Below are 18,885 nucleotides of genomic sequence, written 5' to 3'. Positions count from 1 at the left end.
AACCCGGCCAACCACCGCCCCCGCCCTCAACCCGCACCACCCAACCGCGTCAACTCCATCGCATCCCGAATCGCATCCCACTGCGCGTCGCCAATCCCCGCCAGCGCCGCATCGACATCCATCTCCCCACGCTTGACCGCCGCGAGACACGCCTGCACATCGGGATGCTCATCGAACCTTGGCGACACATGCACACCGATCGTCACATACGACAGCACCTGCGCGGCGTCCTCGATCCCATAACCGGCCGCCCGTTCGAGCAACAACACAATCGCTTCGTACAACTCGACATCCGACAGATGATCGACCGACATCGCCATCGTTTCGCGAAACTGCAGCGCAAGCTTGTCGGGATACCCGAGCGCGATCAATCTCGCATGCTGCGTGTCGTCCAGATCAACGAGGCTGTCGCTGCCGATCACGCCGCCATCAGCGCCAACCGCCGCCTCGTTGCGCCACACCACTTCCTTGCGCCATCGATCGCGATACCGCAACGCGACGAACGGCGCGAGAAACCGCTGCGCCTGCGCATCGGACCACACCAGCCGCAGCCGCGCCAGCACATGGTTGTCGAAGAAGAACAGGAAGAACCGGCGCCCGCCCGGCAGTGTGTAGACGACATACTGCCGGCAATGCGCGTCGAGCCGGTCGAACGGCAGCGGCGACCACGCCCACGTCACGGCGTGCAGATCGACCAGGCGTGTCCACAGCTCGTGAAGCAGACGATGCTGCTCGCTGCCGGTGGCCAGCGCCTGCCGGTCGAAGGCGATCAGATGCGGGGCAATGTCGGGATACGCGTCGAGATTCGTCTCGCGCCACAGCGAGGCATGACGCACGCCGTGCGCGGCCGCGAGCCGCGCATCCAGGCCCGGATAACCGCGCGAATCGACGAACGCATACAACTGCAAGGGCAGGCCCTGCGCGGAGCGCTCGGCAAACCCGCCATGCAGGCTTTCCAGGAACGCGGGCCAGTCGTCGAGCCGCGCGGGCGATTCCTCAACGACATCCATCACCTCGGCCGCATCGGTTGCGTCCGCAACCTCGACGCCGTCCTCCTGCATCGCCGCCCCGGTTTCGTTCTGCTCGCTCATCAATCCGCCTCGACCATCGATTCGCGTCCGCTGTGCGCATTCAGCAAGCACTCCTTGCACGTGCCGCCCGGCAGCGCCGGCAGCGGATACGGCATGCTGGCCGGCCCGGCGAACGTGTGCTGCGCGCCCTTCACGTCGATGGTGCCGGGTGCGTGGATCTCGATGTTGCCGCCGCTGATGCGGATATAGGCACCGCCGGACGTCAGCAGCACGTCCTGCTTGGCGGCCACGTCGATGGTGGCGGTGGCGCTCACCAGCTTCAGCGTTTTCTGCGCGGTCAGCTCGATATTGTCGGAATGCGCCTGCACCTCGACCTTGCCCTTGCCGGCGAACAGCTTGATGCCGGCGTTCTGCACGAACAGGCTGAGGGTCTTGCGCACGCTGGCCACGAGCGATTTGCCGACGGCCAGCACCGTGCTCTGGCCGCTGACGAGGTTGATCTGCTCGGTGCCGGCCAGATGCACCGATTGCTGGCTCGACAGCGCGATGCCGGCCGGGCTGCCGAGCAGCATCACCGGCTCCTTGAACGCGTTCGCGCTGCCGGTGCCGCCGCCCGCGGTGTTGCCGCCGGAAGCGGAGCCGGCCACGCTGTTTTGCGTCGCGTCGGTGAACGCCTTCATGGCGTCGTGGCCCTCGGCGAGCGTCTCGGCCTGGTGCGTCTCGCTGACCTGCGACAGCGATTCGATCAGGCTCTCGGCATTGACGAGCTGCTGCTGCGATTCGCGCACGTCGAGCGGCTGGCTGTTCGCGGCCTTCGGATGGGTGGTGAGATACAGCCCCTGCGTGGCGCGCACGGCGCCGTAATCGTCGGTGCGCAGGTCGAAGCCGCTGCCGAGATAGCCGCCGCGCGTGTTGCCGTTCTGGTCGATCAGGTAGCCGAGATGCAGCAGCGAATTGGCGCTGCTGCTGGCGAGGCGCATGCGGTTCTGGCCGGTGGCGTCGTCGAGCACCATTTCGTTGTAGCCGCTGCCGGCGTATTCCTTCGAGCGGTGGCCGGACAGAATGCCGTTGCTGTGCCATTGCGGCTTCACCGCGCCGTTGTACACGCGATGCAGGCAGATCGGCCGGTCGCAATCGCCGCCGAGATAGCCGATCAGCACTTCCTCGCCGACGCGCGGCATATGCACGCCGCCATAGCCGCCGCCGGTGTCCGATTGCGCGACGCGCACCCAGCACGAGGCGCGCTCGTCGCCGTCGTTGAGGCGATCCCACACGAAGCGGATCTTGATGCGGTTCAGCGCATCGGTGTACACCTCCTCGCCCTGCGGCCCGACGACGATGGCGGTTTCGAGCCGCATCTCGGGCTTGGCGTGCGCGAACGGGCTGCGGTACGGCACGGCGGTGCGCTGCGCCTCGACTTCCACGCGATAGAAGCCGGTCGAGCCGTCGTCGTGCGTCACGGCGAACCCGCCGTCGCCGCTGTCGGCGCGCGCCTGCGCCAGTTGCGGCTGCAGGCTGTGCGGAAAATTCGCGTCGTGGTCGGACAGCGGCAGGTTGTTCTCGATGAACCCCTGCACGCGGATCGCGGCGAATTCGCGTTGCGAATCGGCGTCGCGATCGTGCTCGGGATGGCCGGTCAGCGTGAAGCGCCGGCCGGCATCGATGCCGCGCACGCCGCCCGCGCCCGTGAACCGCTTGGCGCGCGATTCCCATTCCTCCAGCCGGATGTTCGACAGCGCCTCGCCGCGATCCTGCGCGGCGAACGTGTAGGCCCCGGTGTATTCGTAGACTTCGGTTTGCTGCGGCAGGCTGCCCTGGTTGTCGCGCGTGGGCAGCGTGGTGCCCTTGGGGTTGGTGGCGGCGGCCGGCGATTTGTAGTCGAACGTGCGGGTGGTATGCGCGCTGCTTTGCAGCGTGCGCGAGCCGGCCCATTGCGTGAACGCGTCGGCTTCGCTGCCGGTGGCGATGCGCGCGAACGTGACGGCGGCCGGGGAAAGGGCGTCGAGCGAATGGATGTCGTCGGTGATCACGAACGTGTGCGACGCGCCGCCCGCATCGTGCCGCCAGAAGCCGAACAGGCCTTCCTGTTCCATCAGGCGGTGCACGAACTGCCAGTCGCTCTCGCTCTGGCGGCAATACGAGCGGCTCGGCAGCGGCTTCGACAGCGCGAACCGATAGCGGCCCTGCGCCTGCGGATGCGCGTCGAACACGGCGGCGAGGATGGCGTCGGTGCCTTGATCCTGCCAATAGCGCATGTCGCTGCGAAAGCGCAGGAAATGCAGCCACGATGCGACCGTCAATTGATAGCCCGACAGGCTGCCGTCCGAACCGAGCCGGCGCGCGGTATGGATAAAGCCATTGACGGGCCGGTACGACATGTCCGCCTGCTGAATCCACAGCGTGATTGACTGCGCGATCAGCGATTTCAGTTCGACATCGGGCGCGGCGGACACCATGTCGAGCGTCATGCTGAAATCGCGGCCCAATTCGGCGTGCGTGACAGCCCGGCGCGGAATCAGGGTGTTATCGGGCAGGCAGGGAATATCCGTCTTCAGCAGACGCCCCTGTTGAATCAGGCCGCCACGAATGGCCTGAGCCAAATCGGTCATGTCCATGCATTTCCCATCGTTTTATCGGTGGCGGGCGCGAGCTTCCCGCACACGTTCGGAGGTAGCGCTCCGAATGGCAAAGCGGCATTTTAGCGGGATTACGAAGGCCTGACGATGGCTGTCGATTCAATAAATGTCAAAACGCCATTTGAATCCGATCAAATGGCGTTTTGAATGGCGGCGAGCGCGAGATAACCTGTCGAATCGAACAGGCGAGTTGAAAACGATTTCGGCCGATATCGAGCGATTCAACGATGAAAATCGAATTCGGATTAAATTACCGATTAGCGGCATTCGATTAAAAAAATCGGTAATAAAGCCCGTCCGGCATTAATCCGCCCGCTTTGCAAACACCTCCTTGAACACCGGCATCGCCGAAAACACGTTCGGCCAGCCCGCGTAGTACGCCAGTTGCGTCAGCATTTCGGCGGCTTCGTCGCGGGTCAGGCCGTTATCCATCGCGCGGTTCAGGTGATACGGGATCTGCGCGACCTGGCCGTTCGCCACCAGCGCGGCGACTGTCACGAGGCTGCGGTCGCGCGGCGCGAGGCCGGGGCGCAGCCAGAGGTCGTTGAACAGCACGTCGGTGGTGGCCTGCACCACACCCGGCGCGGTCGTGCCGAAATTCTCGCCGACGGTGTGCGCGCGTTGGCGTTCGGCCGCCTCGTCGAGCGGCAGTGGCGGCGTATCGACGGGCGACAGTTGGGCCGCGCCGATGCCGCGTTCGCGGCATGTGTCGGCCAGCGCGCCGGCCGCGGCCGTGGCGTTGCCCCAGCCGCCGTAGAACGCCAGATGCGCGACGATCTCGGACAACTCGGCCGGCGTCACGCCGCGATCGAGCGCGAGCGGCGCCTGGCCCCGCAACTCGGCGGCCTGGTTGCGCGCGATCAGCACGGCAACGGTGACGATGCCGCGATCGCGCGGCGCAAGGCCGGGGCGTCGCCACACCTCGTCGAGCACGGTGGCGGTGTAGTGCGCGAGGGCGGGGGAGGCCGCGCCGAGGTCGGCGGGCGTGGGGGTGTCGTGCATGGCGTGAATCCTGGTGGGGGTGGCGCAGGCGCTCAGGGCCAGCGCCGTGCCGGCCGCCGCAAGATGCGCGGCAAAGCGCGCGGCGAGCCGGGGCGGGCGGCGTTCACTCGCCGAGATACTGCGCATCGCTGACCTGGTCGAGCCAGTCGACGTTGCGGCCGTCGAGCGCTTCCTGGATCGCCACGTGCGTCATGGCGGTGGTGGCGGTCGCGCCGTGCCAGTGCTTGTGGCCGGGCGGGCACCAGATCACGTCGCCGGCGCGAATCTCCACGCGCGGCTCGCCTTCGCATTGGGTCCAGCCGCAGCCGGCGGTCACCAGCAGCGTCTGGCCGAGCGGGTGCGTGTGCCAGGCGGTGCGCGCGCCCGGCTCGAACGTGACGCTGGCGCACGAGACGCGCGAGGGCGGCGGCGCGACGTTGAGCGGGTCGATCCGGACGGTGCCGGTGAACCAGTCGTCGGGGCCGCGCATCGAGGGCTGCGAACCGGCGCGCATCAGTTTCATGGGGCTTCCTTGCGAGTCATGGGATGCCGGCCAATGTACCGAGCCCGCGATCATGCGACTAGATGGCAAAATCGGCATGATCCTATGCGTGGGAGCATCAATTGAAAGAGAACCTCAACGACCTGCTGGCGTTCATGGCGGTGGCGCGCGAGCGCAACTTCACGCGCGCGGCGGCGCAGCTCGGCGTGTCGCAATCGGCGCTGAGCCGCACCGTGCGCCTGCTGGAGACGCGCATGGGCATGCCGCTGCTGGCGCGCACCACGCGCAGCGTGTCGCTCACGGCGGCCGGCGAGCGGCTGCTGGCGGTGGTCGGGCCGCATCTGCAGGAAATCGGCGTGGAGCTGGAGGCGTTGCGCGCGATGACCGACCGCCCCGGCGGCATGGTGCGCATCACCACCACGGATTACGCCGCCAACGCCTATGTCTGGCCGCGCGTGCAGCCCTTGCTGCGGCTGTATCCGGAGCTGGAGATCGAGCTGGTGAACGACTACGGGCTGACCGATATCGTGGCGGACCGCTACGACATCGGCGTGCGGCTCGGCGATCAGGTCGAGAAGGACATGATCGCGCAGCGCATCGCGCCGGACATGACGATGTCGATCGTCGGCGCGCCGGGCTACCTGGCATCGTGCCCCGCGCCGGCCACGCCGCAGGATCTGACGCAGCACAACTGCATCAACCTGCGGCTGCCGACGCGCGACTCGCTGCTGGCGTGGGAACTGGTCAAGGGGCGGCGCGCGTTGCAGGTGCGCGTGGCCGGGCAACTGACGTTCAACAACGTCTACCAGATGCTCGACGCGGCGCTGGCCGGCTTCGGGCTGGCCTACGTGCCGCACGATCTGGCCGAGCCGCTGGTGCAGGCCGGGCGGCTGGCCTGGGTGCTGGAGGAGTGGTATCCGACCTTCGTCGGCCACCATGTGTATTACCCGAGCCGCCGCAAGTCGTCGCGCGCGGTGGAACTGGTGGTGGAGGCGCTGCGCGAGGGCTACCGGCCCGAACGCGCCGAAACGCGGCGCGGCGGCGGCAAGGCGCGGCGTTGAGGCCCCGGTGAGGAACCGGCTCGCTCAGGCGTTCATTCCCCGATCAGATGCACGACGACATCGCGCTGATGCGCGATGCGCCGGTGCTCGAACAGGTAGATGCCCTGCCAGGTGCCCAGCACCATGCGCCCCTGCTCGACCGGGATCGACAACTGCACCTGCGTGAGCACCGTGCGCAGGTGCGCGGGCATGTCGTCGGGGCCTTCGGTGTCGTGTTCGTAGCGCGCCGGATCCTCGGGCGCGATCTCCTCGAAGTAGCGTTCGATATCGCGCTGCACCGACGCGTCGGCGTTTTCCTGGATCAGCAGCGAGGCCGACGTGTGGCGGCAGAACACCGTCAGCAGGCCGGTGCGGATCGATTGCTGCTCGACGAACGCGCGCACCTGCCGCGTGAAATCGATCAGGCCGCGCCCGCGCGTGGCCACGCCGATATGCTGGATTGCCTGTTTCATCGTGATGGCTCCGGTGGCGTTCAGCCGAGCGCGGCGAAGCCGTTCGCCTCGATCTGCGCGGCGGCGGTGGGGCGCACCACGCGCGCCACTTCCGCGCCATCGCGCAGGAACACCAGCGTCGGCCACAGCTTGATGCCGAACGAGCGGCCGAGCGGCCGGCCGGGGCCGTCCTCGATCTTCAGGTGGCGCACCTCGGGGTGCGCGGCGAACGCCTCGCGGATCGCCGGCTGCGCGCCGGCGCAGATCCCGCACCAGTTCGCGCCGAACTCGATCACGGTGGCGCCGGCCAGTGCGTCGACGGCGGCGCGGGCGGGGGCATCGGGCGTATAGGGCTGGATGGCGGTCATGTAGGCTCCTTGGAGAAAAACGCAATGCAATGCGGCCGCGTGGGGGCGCGGCCGCAAGCTTCCACTCTAGCGGAAACGGGCCGATGCCGTCGCAGGGCCGCCGGGCCGGCCCGCTCGCGCCGTGCATTTTGCCGGGGACGGGTTCGAAAAAAGTTATCGATGGTTTTCCGTATCGAACCAAAAGGCCTAGCACTGACAAGGCTTTGCTGCGCCGCATCCATTCGAAATAGACGATTGATGCGTGTCGGGGCGGATTGACGCCCGGGCCGCCATCCGCTTTGATACGCCTATTCGCGCCGCGGCGGCCGTTTCGTCCGCGCGCCTCACCACTGGAGCCGCGCATGGCCCGAATCATTGGCGGCATCGCCGCCTCCCACACGCCGACGATCGGTTTCGCGTTCGACAAGAACAAGCGCGACGATCCCGTCTGGGCGCCGATCTTCAAGAACTTCGCACCGCTGGCCGACTGGCTCGAACAGAAGCGCCCCGACGTGCTGCTGATGATCTACAACGATCACGTCACGTCGTTCTTCTTCGATCATTACTCGGCGTTCTCGCTGGGCGTCGGCCCGCAATGGACGGTGGCCGACGAGGGCGGCGGCGCGCGCGACCTGCCGCCGATCGACGGCCACCCGGCGTTCGCCGCGCACGTCGGCCGCTCGCTGATGGCCGACGAGTTCGACATGTCGTTCTTCCAGAACAAGGCGCTCGACCACGGCTGCTTCTCGCCGCTGTCGATGCTGTGCCCGCACGATCCGGCCTGGCCGGTGAAGCTGGTGCCGCTGCAGATGGGCGTGCTGCAACTGCCGATGCCGAGCGCGCGCCGCTTCTACAAGCTCGGCCAGGCGCTGCGCCGCGCGATCGAAAGCTATCCCGAGGATTTGCGCGTGGCGATCGTGGCCACCGGCGGCCTGTCGCACCAGGTGCACGGCGAGCGCGCCGGCTTCAACAACACGGCGTGGGACGCGCGCTTCCTCGACCTGTTCGAGCACGATCCCGAGCGGCTGGCCGGCATGACGATCGCCGATTTCGCGACGCTCGGCGGCTACGAAGGCGCGGAAGTGGTGATGTGGCTGACGATGCGCGGCGCGCTGCCCGCCAACGTGAGCTGCAAGCACCGCAGCTATTACCTGCCGTCGATGGCCGGCATCGCCACGGCGATCTACGAGGGCGCGGAAGACGACGCGCCCGACGCCGCGCAGGCCGAGCGCCAGCGCGCGCGCATCGCGGCCGAGCTGGCCGGCATCGAGAAGCTCGAAGGCACCTACCCGTTCTCGACCGAGACGGCGGTGCGCGCCTGGGGCATCAACGCGTTCCTGCACCGCATGGTGGAGCCGGCGCATCGCGAGGCGTTCCTGGCCGATGCCGAAGCCAGCTTCGAGGCGGCCGGCCTCAGCGAGACCGAGCGCGACCTGATCCGCCGCCGCGATTGGCGCGGCCTGCTGCATTACGGCGTGATCTTCTTCCTGCTCGAAAAGCTCGGCGCGGTGACGGGCGTCTCGAACCTGCATATCTACGCGGCGATGCGGGGCGAAACGCTCGAAGCGTTCCAGGCCACCCGCAACGCGCCCGGCGCGCTGTATTCGGTGGCCGGCAAGAGCGCCGGCGCGCTGGCGTGGGATCAAGCCAAGCCGGGCGACACAACGAAGCGAGACTGAGCGGCTCGCCGCGCAACGGTGCGCGGCGCCGCAATCCATTGATTAAGGAATCCGCATGATCATCGATATTCACGGCCACTACACCACGGCCCCGAAGGCGCTCGAAGCCTGGCGCAACCGCCAGATCGCCGCGTTCAACGACGGCACGCCGATGCCGGCCGCCTCGGAACTGCAGATCAGCGACGACGAGCTGCGCGAATCGATCGAATCAAACCAGCTCGCCAAGATGCGCGAGCGGGGCATCGACCTGACGATCTTCAGCCCGCGCGCCAGCTTCATGGCGCATCACATCGGCGATTTCGCGGTGTCGAGCGCGTGGGCCGCGATCTGCAACGAGCTGTGCTACCGCGTGAGTCAACTGTTCCCCGAGCACTTCGTGCCGGCCGCGATGCTGCCGCAAAGCCCGGGCGTGGATATCGCCACCTGCATCCCCGAACTCGTGAAGTGCGTCGAGCAATACGGCAACGTGGCGATCAACCTGAACCCCGATCCGTCGGGCGGCCACTGGACCAGCCCGCCGCTGTCCGACCGCTACTGGTATCCGATCTACGAGAAGATGGTCGAGTACGACATCCCGGCGATGATCCACGTCAGCACGAGTTGCAACGCCTGCTTCCACACCACCGGCGCGCACTACCTGAACGCCGACACCACCGCGTTCATGCAGTGCCTGACCTCGGACCTGTTCCGCGATTTCCCGACGCTGAAGTTCGTGATTCCGCACGGCGGCGGCGCGGCGCCCTACCATTGGGGCCGTTTCCGCGGGCTGGCGCAGGAACTGAAGAAGCCGCCGCTCGGCGAGCATCTGCTGAACAACGTGTTCTTCGATACCTGCGTCTATCACCAGCCGGGCATCGACCTGCTGACCAACGTGATCCCGGTCGCCAACATCCTGTTCGCCAGCGAGATGATCGGCGCGGTGCGCGGCATCGACCCGGAAACCGGCCATGCCTACGACGACACCAAGCGCTATATCGAAGCGGCCAGCATCAGCGAAGGCGAGCGTTTCAGCATCTACGAGGGCAACGCGCGGCGCGTGTATTCCCGTCTCGACACGGCATTGAAGAACAAGGGGCTTTGATCATGTACGAACTCGGCGTGGTGTATCGCAATGTCGAGCGCGCGGATGCGGACGTGGCGCGCAAGCTCGGCGAACTCGGCTCGGCCACCGTCCACGAGGCGATGGGGCGCGTGGGCCTGCTGCAACCCTATATGCGGCCGATTTACCCGCATGCGCGCGCGGCCGGCACGGCCGTCACCGTGCTGCTGCAACCGGGCGACAACTGGATGATGCATGTGGCGGCCGAGCAGATCCGGCCCGGCGACATCGTGATCGCGGCCGTCACGGCCGCCTGCACGGATGGCTATTTCGGCGATTTGCTGGCCACCAGCTTCCAGGCGCAGGGCGCCGTGGGCCTGGTGATCGACGGCGGCGTGCGCGACGTGGCCACGCTGGAAGAGATGAAGTTCCCGGTGTGGAGCAAGGCGATTTCGTCGAAGGGCACCATCAAGGCGACGCTCGGCTCGGTCAACGTGCCGGTGGTGTGCGCGGGCGCCTACGTCACGCCGGGCGACGTGGTGGTGGCCGACATCGACGGCGTGGTGTGCGTGCCGAAGGCGATCGCCGCCGAGGTGCTCGACAAGGCGCTGGCGCGCGAGGCCAACGAGGGCGCCAAGCGCGAGAAGCTGGCTTCGGGCGTGCTCGGGCTCGACATGTACAGCATGCGCGAGCCGCTGGCGAAGGCCGGCCTGCGCTATGTCGATTGAGCGCGTTGGGTCCGCGCCGCTGACGCTGATTTCGTCGATGGCGACGCGCCAGTTGCTGGCGCGGCTCGCCGCTGCCTATGCGGCCGACACGGGCCGCGAGGTGGCGATCGAATCGGTGGGCGGCGTGGAGGCGGCGCGGCGCGTGAGCGAAGGCGAGGCGTTCGACGTGGTGGTGCTGGCCGGCGACGCGCTGGCGCGGCTTGCCGAGGCCGGGCAGGTGGACGGCGGCAGCCGCGTGGCGATCGCGCGCTCGGGCATCGCGGTGGCGGTACGCAGCGGCGCGCCGTTGCCGGCGATCGATTCCGAGGCGGCGCTGCGCGAGGCCGTGATGCAGGCTCGCACGATCGGCTATTCGACCGGGCCGAGCGGCACGCATCTGGAAGCGTTGTTCGCGAGGTGGGGCGTGGCCGATGCGCTCGCGCCGCGCCTGGTGCGGGCGCGGCCCGGCGTGCCGGTCGCGTCGTTGGTGGCGGCGGGTGAGGTTGAGCTGGGTTTTCAGCAGCGCAGCGAACTGCTCGATCAGCCCGGCATCGCGATCGTCGGTGCGCTGCCCGATGCGGCGCAGGCCGTGACGACCTTCACCGGCGCGATCGGCGCGCGTTGCGCGCGGCGCGATGAAGCGGCGGCGTGGCTCGCGTTCCTGGCTGCGCCGGCGGCGGTCGATATCAAGCAATCCTGCGGAATGGACGCGGCGGCCTGAGCCGGGTTGCTCGGTCGCGCGTCACATCGCGGATCGTTTGGAACAGCGAGGCGGCAGGCGGCGAGAGCCTACCCGCCCGCGTGTTCAGTCGCGTGTCGCATCGCTCGCGGCGTTCAACCCGCCACGCCGCTCGCGTGTCACATCGTGGATCGTGTCGAACAGCGCGGCGGCCGGCGGCGAGAGCCTGTCCGCTCGCGCGTTCATTCGCGCGGCGCATCGCTCGCAGCGTTCACCGCGCCGTGCTGCTCGCGCGCCACATCGTGGATCGTGTCAAACAGCGCTGCGGCGGGCGGCGAGAGCCTACCCGCCCGCGCGTTCATTCGCGCGGCGCATCGCGCGCAGCGTTCACCGCGCCGTGCTGCTCGCGCGCCACATCGTGGATCGTGTCAAACAGCGCTGCGGCGGGCGGCGAGAGCCTGTCCGCCGGCGCGTTCATTCGCGCGGCGCATCGCTCGCGGCGTTCAACCCGCCGCGCTGCTCGCGCGCCACGTCGCGGATCGTATCGAACAGCGCGGCGGCCGGCGGCGAGGCCAGCACGCCCGCGCGCCGGATGATGCCGATCGGCCGCACCGTGCCGGCCAGTTCGATCGGCAGCGCCTTCACTTCGCCATCCTTCAGATCGGCGTCCATCTGCCCCTGCGACACCACCGCCAGCATGGTCGAGCGGGCCAGCAGCCCGCGCACGATCATCGAATCGCCGGTTTCCACGGCCGGCGTCGGCTCGGCCTGCCCGGCCAGCTCGAACGCGGCGGCCAGCAGTGCGCGCGAGGGCGTGTCGCGGCGCGGCAGGATCCATTGATAACCGGCCAGCGCGGCCAGCGACACGCGCCGTTTCGCGGCCAGCGGATGATGCGCGCCGACAATGATCGCGAGCGGTTCCGCGAACAGTTCGTGCACTTCGAGATCGGTGGAGTAGCGCGCCTCGCGCAGCGCGCCGACGATGAAATCGAGGCTGCCGGCGCGCAGCGCCGCGCACAGATCGTCGAACGGGCTTTCGATGGTGCTGACCTGCACGCCGTGCGCGCGAGCGACGAGCCGCGCGATCGCCTCGGGCAGCAGCGAGGCGCGCGACAGCGGCAACGCGCCCACCACCACCTCGCCCGCCAGCGTGCCGTGCGCGGCGGCGATGTCGCTGGCGAGCCGCGCGAGATCGTTCAGCGCGTGGCGGGTGGTCTGGCCGAGCGCGATGGCGCGCGCGGTGGGCGTGAGGCCGCGCGCGGTGCGCAGGAACAGCTTGTCCTGCGCGCATTCCTCCAGCAGCGAGATCGCGGCGCTGACGGCCGGCTGGCTTACGCCCATCTGGCTGGCGACGGTCGGCATGTGGCGCGAGCGCAGCAGGCGGCAGAAGATTTCGAGGCGCTTGTTGTTGAGCGCGGCGGCCGGCACGGCGCGATAGAGATCGCCGGCGAGCGGCTCGGCGGCCTTGCGGCGGTTCCAGACGGACAGGTCGCGCATCACCGAGCGCACGCGCGGCAGGATCGCCTCGGCCGGCGGCGTCGGCACCACGCCGGCCGGCGTGCGCTGGAACAGCGGCGCGCCGACGCTGCCTTCCAGTTCCGCGATCGCGCGCGTGACCGCCGACTGCACGCGGAACAACTGCCGCGATGCACCCGCGAGGCTGCCCGTGTCGATCACGGCGAGGAAGGTTCTGAGGTGTCCGAGGTTCGGCTGCATGGTGCCGCCATGCTACACGAGCACGGCGGCGCGGCAGCGGGGTGGCGGGGCGTCCTGGCAGGTGTTGGGATGACGGTCGCGGCTCGCCGGGCGAGACGCGCTTTCGTGTGTCAGTTCGACCGTGCGCTGGCGGCTGTGGCCGGTCAGGTTCGCCGCGGTTTGCGCGTCAGGCAGACCGCGCGCCGACGGCCGTGGAGTTCGGTTCGATTGGTCGCCGCTCGCGTGTCAGCTAGACCGTGCGCCAGCGACTCTGGCTGGTTTGGTTCGCCGCCGTCCGCCTGCAAACCGGCGGCCGTGGCCGGTCCGATGTGCCACCGTTCGCGCGTCCGCACGTCCGCACGTCCGCACGTCAGCCAGTCCGCACGTCCGGCGGCCGTGACCGGCCCGATTCACCACCGTTCACGCATCAACTCGACCGCGCCCCCGCCGCTCCGGCCGACCGCTCTCCACCATTCGCAGGCCGACGTGCAGCCGCCGCCCCGCTGCGCGGCCCGCCCAGTTCGTTGAGCGGCGTGCGGTAGGTTTCGCGAGCCGTCCAGGCCGACAGCGCGGCCAGCGCCGTGATGATCAGCGTGGCGGTGCCGATCAGCATCGGAATGTCGTGCGTGCCCGGCGGCGCGATGGCCGCGAACAGCGACGGCAGCAGCGCCGTGATCGCCATGCCGATGTTCTGGCCGATCGACATCGCCGACACGCGCGTGCGGGTCGGGAACAGCTCCGGCATGAAGCTCGGGAACACCGCGTTGAAGCCCTGGTAGATCACGCCCCACATCAGCACCGAGGTGACGATCGCCAGCGGCGCGTTCTTGACGCTGATCGCGTACAGATACGCATACGACAGCAGCCCCGCGCCGAGCGAGCCGACCACCACCGGGATGCGCCGGCCGATCCGGTCCGACAGCTTGCCCACGTACGGAATCACCAGCACCGCCACGATGTTGCCGATCAGCGGGATTGCCAGATAGGTGTTCGGATGAAAGCCGATGCCGTACGACGGCTGCACCGCGTAGGCCGCGCCGAAGATGGTCGCCACCATCGCGATCACGGCGGCCGTCGCCATCACGGCGATGCGGATCATGTCGCGCCAGCTTTCGCGGAACGCCACCGCGATCGGCGAGGCCGGGATGCCGCCGTTGTTGTCCTCGTCGACGAACGCGGGCGATTCCTGCACCTTGCGGCGAATCACGAAGCCGGCCGCCAGCACCAGCGCACTGAGCAGGAACGGAATGCGCCAGCCCCAGGCGACGAACGTGTCGTTCGGCATCCAGTAGGCAAGCGGCATGAAGATCGCCGCCGCGAAGATCTGCCCGGCCTGCGTGCCTTGCAGCGCGAAGCTCGCGTAATAGCCGCGCCGGCCTTCGGGCGCCTGTTCGAGAATCATCGAGCTGGCGCCGGATATTTCGCCCGCCACCGCGAAGCCCTGCACGAGACGCAGCAGCACCAGCATGACGGGTGCGGCGATGCCGATCTGGCCGTAGGTCGGCAGCAGGCCCACCGCGAACGTCGACGCGCCCATCAGGAACATGCAGAGCAGCAGCAGGTGCTTGCGGCCGTGCGTGTCGCCGCGCCGGCCCAGCAGGAAGCCGCCGATCGGGCGCGCCACGTAGCCCACGCCGTAGGTCGCCAGCGACGCCACGATCGCCAGCTTCGGGTTGCCGTGCGGGAAGAACAACTGCGGAAAGACCATCGCCGCGGCCTGCGCGTAGATGAAGAAATCGTAGTATTCGAGCGCCGAGCCGATCCAGCCGCTCGCCGTGGCGCGCGTGGTCTGCTTCGCGCGCTCCTGAGGTGTCATGTGTCCGTCGTTCATCGATCGGGTCTCCTGAATAATATTGGAATGCCATCCTCGCGGATGGTGCGGCAGCCGGGCTGCCTGGCGTGCGCTTGCGTGCGCGCTCAGACCTCCAGCGGCGTGACGTTCATGAAGGCGCCCAGGTTGCCGAACTGCGCGAGCGCCATGTCCGCGCCGGTCTGGATTCGGCAGCCGAGGCCGCGCGCGATCTCCAGGAAGCGCGTGATGTCGGGCGAAGTCACCACGTCGGCCACCAGCGCGCCGGGGCGCAGCGTGGCCAGCACCGTTTCGGCCAGCGGCAGCGGCGCGTAGCCTTCCATGCCGGCCGGCGACGCGTTGACCACCAGATCGAACGGCGCGAGCGAATCGAAATGCGGCTCGATGAAGCTGCCCGGGTGATGTTTTGCGAGCAGCGCGCGCAGCCGCTGCGCGCGCGCCGCGTCGGGATCGACCACCGTGACCGAGGCCACGCCGTGCTCGCACAGCGCCCAGCCGATCGCGCTGCCCACGCCGCCCGCGCCGAGCACCAGCGCCTTCGCGCCGGCCGGCTCGAAGCCGTGACCGCGCGCCGCGTTCAGGAAGCCGTCGCCGTCGACGATGTCGCCGACCAGCCGGCCGTCGCATTCGCGGCGGATCACGTTGACGCAGCCCAGCGCCTCGGCGCGGCGGCTCAACGCGTCGAGGCGCGGCGCGATCTGCTGCTTGTAGGGCACGGTGACCACACAGCCGCGCAGGTTGCGCCAGGCACGCAGCGCGCCGATGAACGGCTCGATCGAGCCGCCGTCGAGGTCGATCGGGATCATCGACACATCCTTGTCGTGCCGCGCGAACCAGTCGTTGAAGTTCTGCGGCGATTTCACCTGCGCGATGGGGGAGCCGACGATGGCTACCAGTTCGGTCGTACCGCGAATCATTGAGGCGTCCGGAATTCGTTAGGAACACGACGCTATGGTGCGACCGCCTCGCCCGGCCCGACAACGCCGAAAAATCGAAAATATTGCGATAAGCGGATCGGGATTGCGATAATCGCAGCGTCGTGCCGGTTTCCGGTTCGCTTCGTTTCTCCCGAATCCTCAGATGAAAACACCCGTCATTCACGAACGCGACCTGATCGCCGGCCTGCAGAAAGGCCTCGCGCTGATCCTGCTGTTCAACGACCAGACACCCCGCCTGACCGTGCCCGAGGCCGCGCAGCGCTCCGGCCTGACCAGCAGCGCCGTGCGGCGCTTCCTGCTGACGCTGGTGCACGACGGCTATGCGGAAACGGACGGCCGCTACTACTGGCTGACCGCGAAGAACCTGCGGATCGGCCAGGCCTATGTGGAATCGGCGCGGCTGCCGCGCATGATGCGGCCGATCGTCGAGAAGGTCGCGGCCGAGACGCGCGAGCATGTGTCGGTGGCGGTGCGCGATGGCGACGAGGTCGTGCATATCGTGCGCAGCCGCGTGATGAACGTGTCGTCGCTGTCGATGCGGCAGGGCTGGCGGCTGCCGATGTACTGCACCGGCAGCGGGCGGCTGTGGCTGGCCTCGCTGCCCGATGCCGAGGTGGAGGCGTATCTGGCGCGCGTCGACCGGCAGGCGCTGACGCCCTACACGCGCACCGGCGTGGCCGAGATCCAGGCGATCGTCGGGCAGATCCGCGAGCAGGGCTATGCCGAACTCGATCAGGAATACGAAGTGGGGATGCGGATTCTCGGCGTGCCGCTGACCGACCGCCACGGCCAGATGCGCGCTAGCCTGACGATCACGACGCAGGTGTCGCCGCTGTCGCTCGCGGAGATTCGCGAGCGCTACCTGCGCTATCTGTACGAAGGGCAGGCGCTGCTGCGGCCGATCATGGACACCTGAGCGGGCGCGGCAGCGCGGGGGTGCTTCAGTTTCAGTTTCCGTTGCCGCGCGCGAACAGGTCGTTCATCAGGCTGCCGGGCGGCGTGTCGGGCAGGCCGTCGAAGCGGCCTTCGGCCAGCGATTGCGCCGCTGCCAGGAAGCCGCCCCAGGCCGCGCGCGCCAGTGCGCCGCCCACGCTCACGCGGCGCACGCCCATCGCGGCCACGTCGGCCAGCGAGAATTCCGAAGCGGAACCGATCAACAGGTTGACCGGCTTCGGTGCGACCGCCATCACCACGGCCTCGATCTGGCCGCGCGTGCGGATGCCGGGCGCATAGAGGCAATCCGCGCCGGCTTCCGCGTAGGCGCGCAGCCGGGCGATGGCGTCGTCGAGATCGGGCACCCCGGCGACGAAATTCTCGGCGCGGCCCACCAGCAGCGTGTCGCCGCCACGTTCGTCGATCGCGCGCCGCGCGGCGGCGATGCGCGCCACCGCCACCTCGATCGGCAGCAGCGGCGCGTGCGCGTCGCCCGTCGAATCCTCCACCGACAAGCCGGCCACGCCCGTTTCCACGGCCAGCGCCACGCTCTGCCCGACTTCCTCGGGTGTGGCGCCGAAGCCGTTTTCGAAATCGGCGTTGACGGGCAGATCGGTGGCCTCGACCAGCGCGCGCAGATGCGCGAGCACCGCCTCGCGCGACACGGTGTTGTCGGCGCGGCCCGCCGACCAGGCGAAGCCCGAACTGGTGGTGGCGAGCGCCCGGAAGCCGGCCGCCGCGAGGTAGCGCGCGCTGCCCGCATCCCACGGGTTCGGCAACAGGAAACAACCGCTCGCGTGCAACTCGCGGAAGGCGGCGCGTCGTTCGGCAATCGTGCGTGGCATGGGCATCCTCGGAATCGTGATGGGGCGGGGCCCGTCTGGCATGGGGGTGGCGGGCATCGAATTTGCGCTGCGGGCAGGCCTTGCACGCAATGTGTATTGGCGGCCCGAACGCCAGTCTGCTGCATTTTTGCCGAACGCGTCCGGGCGACGTGTCAGGGCGGCGTGAAATGTCGGTGTCCTGAACCTGCGGCGGCGCGGCGCCCGGCAAAACGCGCTTCAACCCTCATACGACTAGAATCGACGGCACGCCGCATCCGCATTCGCCACCGTCCGCCATGAGAGGAGCCGCCATCCGATGAGCACGTCCTTCCCGTATTCGAACCGCCGCCTGTGCAGCCGCCCAGCCCTGAAAACCGCCGCCGCCGGCGCGTTGGTCGCCGCCAGCCTCGCGGTCGCGCCGCTCGCTCAGGCCGCCACGTTCAGCCAGGCGCCGTACGGCACCACGCGCGACGGTCAGGCCGTCAGCCAATACACGCTGAAGAACGCGCACGGCACCACGGTCAGGTTCATCAGCTACGGCGGCGTGATCACCGCGATCGACGTGCCCGACCGCCACGGCAAGTTCGCCAACATCGTGCTCGGCTTCGCGTCGCTGAAGGATTACGAGGCCTATAACGGCAACATCCATTTCGGTGCGCTGATCGGCCGCTACGCCAACCGCATCGCGAACGGCCAGTTCCAGCTCGACGGCCAGACCTACAAGCTGCCGATCAACAACGCGCCGAACACGTTGCACGGCGGCCCGGACAGTTTCGATTCGAAGGTGTGGAGCGTGAAGCCGCTGCCCGGCAACGGCGCGGGCCCGGACGGCGCGGGCGCCGAGCTGACCTACGTGAGCCCCGACGGCGAAAACGGCTTTCCCGGCACGCTGACCGTGCACGTTACCTACCGGCTGACCGACGACAACGCGCTGCATATCCGCTACGAGGCGACCACCGACAAGCACACGGTGGTGAACCTGACCAATCACACGTATTTCAACCTGGCCGGCGAGGGCAGCGGCAGCGTGGAGGATCAGGAGATCCGCATCGCGGCCTCGCGCTACACGCCCACCGACCGCAATTCGATCCCCACCGGCGAGCTGGCCACGGTGGAGGGCACGCCGCTCGACCTGCGCCGCGCCACGCCGATCGGCCGCCATCTGCGTTCGAGTTTCGAGCAGATGGTGTATGCACGCGGCTACGACCACAACTGGGTGCTCGACCATGGCGGCGAGCGCACGCCGGCGTTTGCCGCCAGCGTTCATGACCCGCACAGCGGCCGTGTGCTGACTGTCGACACCACGCAGCCGGGCCTGCAGTTCTACACGGCCAATTCGCTCGACGGCAGCGCGGTCGGTTCGTCGGGGCACGCGTATCGGCAAACGGATGCGTTCGCGCTCGAAGCCGAGCACTTCCCCGATTCGCCGAATCATCCGGCGTTCCCCACCACGGAATTGAAGCCGGGTGAAACGCTGCACGAGGAGACGGTGCTGCGCTTTTCGGTGCGCTGAAGCCGCTGGATTCAGCGGGCGTCAAAAACGCTGCCCGCTTTGTTCGCGCAGGCCGAATTGAGATTTCAGCGGCAGCCGC

General features: G+C 68.5%; 17 protein-coding genes. 7 read left to right on the top strand and 10 right to left on the bottom strand.

Translation table 11 applies throughout. The features are described 5' to 3' along the window. Nucleotides 1-26: 26 nt before the first annotated feature. From AB4851_RS04445 to AB4851_RS04430, 4 genes are all read right to left on the bottom strand, one after another. Entirely contained in the window at nucleotides 27-1,091 is a 1,065-nt protein-coding gene (locus AB4851_RS04445) for a DUF4123 domain-containing protein (protein ID WP_414448599.1), read from the bottom strand. Beyond that, nucleotides 1,091-3,646, bottom strand: coding sequence for a type VI secretion system Vgr family protein (locus AB4851_RS04440; RefSeq protein ID WP_414448598.1), 2,556 nt, complete (start codon nucleotides 3,644-3,646; stop codon nucleotides 1,091-1,093). Before AB4851_RS04440 ends, AB4851_RS04445 begins: the two co-directional genes overlap by 1 nt. Nucleotides 3,647-3,970: 324 nt before the next feature. Continuing rightward, the gene (locus AB4851_RS04435; protein ID WP_414448597.1) at nucleotides 3,971-4,669 is read right to left on the bottom strand and encodes a carboxymuconolactone decarboxylase family protein; all 699 of its coding nucleotides are present in this window, start codon (nucleotides 4,667-4,669) and stop codon (nucleotides 3,971-3,973) included. Between the two features lie 103 nt (nucleotides 4,670-4,772). Continuing rightward, nucleotides 4,773-5,171 (bottom strand): cupin domain-containing protein, encoded by a 399-nt coding sequence (locus AB4851_RS04430; protein ID WP_414440773.1) that lies wholly within the window; start codon nucleotides 5,169-5,171, stop codon nucleotides 4,773-4,775. A 134-nt stretch (nucleotides 5,172-5,305) separates the two neighbouring features. Here AB4851_RS04430 and AB4851_RS04425 point away from each other — a divergent pair, with 134 nt between their 5' ends. Further along, a complete protein-coding gene (locus AB4851_RS04425; protein ID WP_414449134.1) occupies nucleotides 5,306-6,211 on the top strand; it encodes a LysR family transcriptional regulator in 906 nt (301 codons plus the stop codon). Between the two features lie 32 nt (nucleotides 6,212-6,243). On the opposite strand, the gene AB4851_RS04420 is transcribed toward AB4851_RS04425, so the two are convergent. Both AB4851_RS04420 and AB4851_RS04415 read right to left on the bottom strand, forming a co-directional pair. After that, nucleotides 6,244-6,663 carry a secondary thiamine-phosphate synthase enzyme YjbQ gene (locus AB4851_RS04420; protein WP_414448596.1) on the bottom strand — a complete coding sequence of 140 codons (420 nt, stop codon included), beginning with the start codon at nucleotides 6,661-6,663 and terminating at the stop codon, nucleotides 6,244-6,246. 20 nt (nucleotides 6,664-6,683) lie between these two features. Continuing rightward, a complete protein-coding gene (locus tag AB4851_RS04415; RefSeq protein WP_414448595.1) occupies nucleotides 6,684-7,010 on the bottom strand; it encodes a thioredoxin family protein in 327 nt (108 codons plus the stop codon). Between the two features lie 341 nt (nucleotides 7,011-7,351). Here AB4851_RS04415 and AB4851_RS04410 point away from each other — a divergent pair, with 341 nt between their 5' ends. From AB4851_RS04410 to AB4851_RS04395, 4 genes are read left to right on the top strand one after another with little or no spacing between them, the layout of a single operon-like run. Further along, nucleotides 7,352-8,668 (top strand): gallate dioxygenase, encoded by a 1,317-nt coding sequence (locus tag AB4851_RS04410; protein WP_414448594.1) that lies wholly within the window; start codon nucleotides 7,352-7,354, stop codon nucleotides 8,666-8,668. Between the two features lie 55 nt (nucleotides 8,669-8,723). Then, nucleotides 8,724-9,749 (top strand): amidohydrolase family protein, encoded by a 1,026-nt coding sequence (locus AB4851_RS04405; RefSeq protein ID WP_414448593.1) that lies wholly within the window; start codon nucleotides 8,724-8,726, stop codon nucleotides 9,747-9,749. A 2-nt stretch (nucleotides 9,750-9,751) separates the two neighbouring features. Next, entirely contained in the window at nucleotides 9,752-10,435 is a 684-nt protein-coding gene (gene ligK, locus AB4851_RS04400; RefSeq protein ID WP_414448592.1) for a 4-carboxy-4-hydroxy-2-oxoadipate aldolase/oxaloacetate decarboxylase, read from the top strand. Beyond that, nucleotides 10,425-11,135, top strand: a complete 711-nt coding sequence (locus AB4851_RS04395; protein ID WP_414448591.1) for a substrate-binding domain-containing protein — start codon at nucleotides 10,425-10,427, stop codon at nucleotides 11,133-11,135. The genes ligK and AB4851_RS04395 overlap by 11 nt, the downstream gene beginning before the upstream one ends. A 432-nt stretch (nucleotides 11,136-11,567) precedes the next feature. Here the strand turns inward: AB4851_RS04395 and AB4851_RS04390 are convergent, their stop codons facing one another. The 3 genes from AB4851_RS04390 to AB4851_RS04380 all read right to left on the bottom strand — a co-directional run bounded on the left by AB4851_RS04390 (nucleotide 11,568) and on the right by AB4851_RS04380 (nucleotide 15,515). Next, a complete protein-coding gene (locus AB4851_RS04390; protein WP_414448590.1) occupies nucleotides 11,568-12,809 on the bottom strand; it encodes a LysR family transcriptional regulator in 1,242 nt (413 codons plus the stop codon). A 406-nt stretch (nucleotides 12,810-13,215) separates the two neighbouring features. Beyond that, nucleotides 13,216-14,619, bottom strand: a complete 1,404-nt coding sequence (locus AB4851_RS04385) for an MFS transporter (RefSeq protein ID WP_414448589.1) — start codon at nucleotides 14,617-14,619, stop codon at nucleotides 13,216-13,218. A gap of 86 nt (nucleotides 14,620-14,705) precedes the next feature. Continuing rightward, nucleotides 14,706-15,515 (bottom strand): shikimate dehydrogenase family protein, encoded by an 810-nt coding sequence (locus AB4851_RS04380; RefSeq protein WP_414448588.1) that lies wholly within the window; start codon nucleotides 15,513-15,515, stop codon nucleotides 14,706-14,708. 163 nt (nucleotides 15,516-15,678) lie between these two features. Between AB4851_RS04380 and AB4851_RS04375 the strand changes: the two genes are divergently transcribed. After that, nucleotides 15,679-16,452 (top strand): IclR family transcriptional regulator C-terminal domain-containing protein, encoded by a 774-nt coding sequence (locus AB4851_RS04375; RefSeq protein WP_414448587.1) that lies wholly within the window; start codon nucleotides 15,679-15,681, stop codon nucleotides 16,450-16,452. Between the two features lie 31 nt (nucleotides 16,453-16,483). Here the strand turns inward: AB4851_RS04375 and AB4851_RS04370 are convergent, their stop codons facing one another. Next, nucleotides 16,484-17,314, bottom strand: coding sequence for an isocitrate lyase/PEP mutase family protein (locus tag AB4851_RS04370; protein WP_414448586.1), 831 nt, complete (start codon nucleotides 17,312-17,314; stop codon nucleotides 16,484-16,486). A 295-nt stretch (nucleotides 17,315-17,609) separates the two neighbouring features. Between AB4851_RS04370 and AB4851_RS04365 the strand changes: the two genes are divergently transcribed. After that, nucleotides 17,610-18,806, top strand: a complete 1,197-nt coding sequence (locus tag AB4851_RS04365; protein WP_414448585.1) for an aldose epimerase family protein — start codon at nucleotides 17,610-17,612, stop codon at nucleotides 18,804-18,806. Nucleotides 18,807-18,885 lie beyond the last annotated feature (79 nt).

Origin of the sequence: Burkholderia sp. 22PA0099, from assembly GCF_047497165.1 — a bacterium.
Classification (GTDB): Bacteria; Pseudomonadota; Gammaproteobacteria; order Burkholderiales; family Burkholderiaceae; genus Burkholderia.
Note: the sequence above shows the minus strand (reverse complement) of the source record. Positions and strands in the feature narration are given on the sequence as shown.

Excerpts from the sequence above, each read along its gene's own strand:
- AB4851_RS04385 (WP_414448589.1), bottom strand. The coding sequence starts at position 14,619 with ATGAACGACGGACACATGACACCTCAGGAGCGCGCGAAGCAGACCACG.
- AB4851_RS04375 (WP_414448587.1), top strand. The coding sequence starts at position 15,679 with ATGAAAACACCCGTCATTCACGAACGCGACCTGATCGCCGGCCTGCAG.
- AB4851_RS04440 (WP_414448598.1), bottom strand. The coding sequence starts at position 3,646 with ATGGACATGACCGATTTGGCTCAGGCCATTCGTGGCGGCCTGATTCAA.
- AB4851_RS04380 (WP_414448588.1), bottom strand. The coding sequence starts at position 15,515 with ATGATTCGCGGTACGACCGAACTGGTAGCCATCGTCGGCTCCCCCATC.
- AB4851_RS04420 (WP_414448596.1), bottom strand. The coding sequence starts at position 6,663 with ATGAAACAGGCAATCCAGCATATCGGCGTGGCCACGCGCGGGCGCGGC.
- AB4851_RS04395 (WP_414448591.1), top strand. The coding sequence starts at position 10,425 with ATGTCGATTGAGCGCGTTGGGTCCGCGCCGCTGACGCTGATTTCGTCG.
- AB4851_RS04370 (WP_414448586.1), bottom strand. The coding sequence starts at position 17,314 with ATGCCACGCACGATTGCCGAACGACGCGCCGCCTTCCGCGAGTTGCAC.
- AB4851_RS04405 (WP_414448593.1), top strand. The coding sequence starts at position 8,724 with ATGATCATCGATATTCACGGCCACTACACCACGGCCCCGAAGGCGCTC.
- ligK (WP_414448592.1), top strand. The coding sequence starts at position 9,752 with ATGTACGAACTCGGCGTGGTGTATCGCAATGTCGAGCGCGCGGATGCG.
- AB4851_RS04415 (WP_414448595.1), bottom strand. The coding sequence starts at position 7,010 with ATGACCGCCATCCAGCCCTATACGCCCGATGCCCCCGCCCGCGCCGCC.
- AB4851_RS04425 (WP_414449134.1), top strand. The coding sequence starts at position 5,306 with ATGGCGGTGGCGCGCGAGCGCAACTTCACGCGCGCGGCGGCGCAGCTC.
- AB4851_RS04410 (WP_414448594.1), top strand. The coding sequence starts at position 7,352 with ATGGCCCGAATCATTGGCGGCATCGCCGCCTCCCACACGCCGACGATC.
- AB4851_RS04430 (WP_414440773.1), bottom strand. The coding sequence starts at position 5,171 with ATGAAACTGATGCGCGCCGGTTCGCAGCCCTCGATGCGCGGCCCCGAC.
- AB4851_RS04365 (WP_414448585.1), top strand. The coding sequence starts at position 17,610 with ATGAGCACGTCCTTCCCGTATTCGAACCGCCGCCTGTGCAGCCGCCCA.
- AB4851_RS04435 (WP_414448597.1), bottom strand. The coding sequence starts at position 4,669 with ATGCACGACACCCCCACGCCCGCCGACCTCGGCGCGGCCTCCCCCGCC.
- AB4851_RS04445 (WP_414448599.1), bottom strand. The coding sequence starts at position 1,091 with ATGAGCGAGCAGAACGAAACCGGGGCGGCGATGCAGGAGGACGGCGTC.
- AB4851_RS04390 (WP_414448590.1), bottom strand. The coding sequence starts at position 12,809 with ATGCAGCCGAACCTCGGACACCTCAGAACCTTCCTCGCCGTGATCGAC.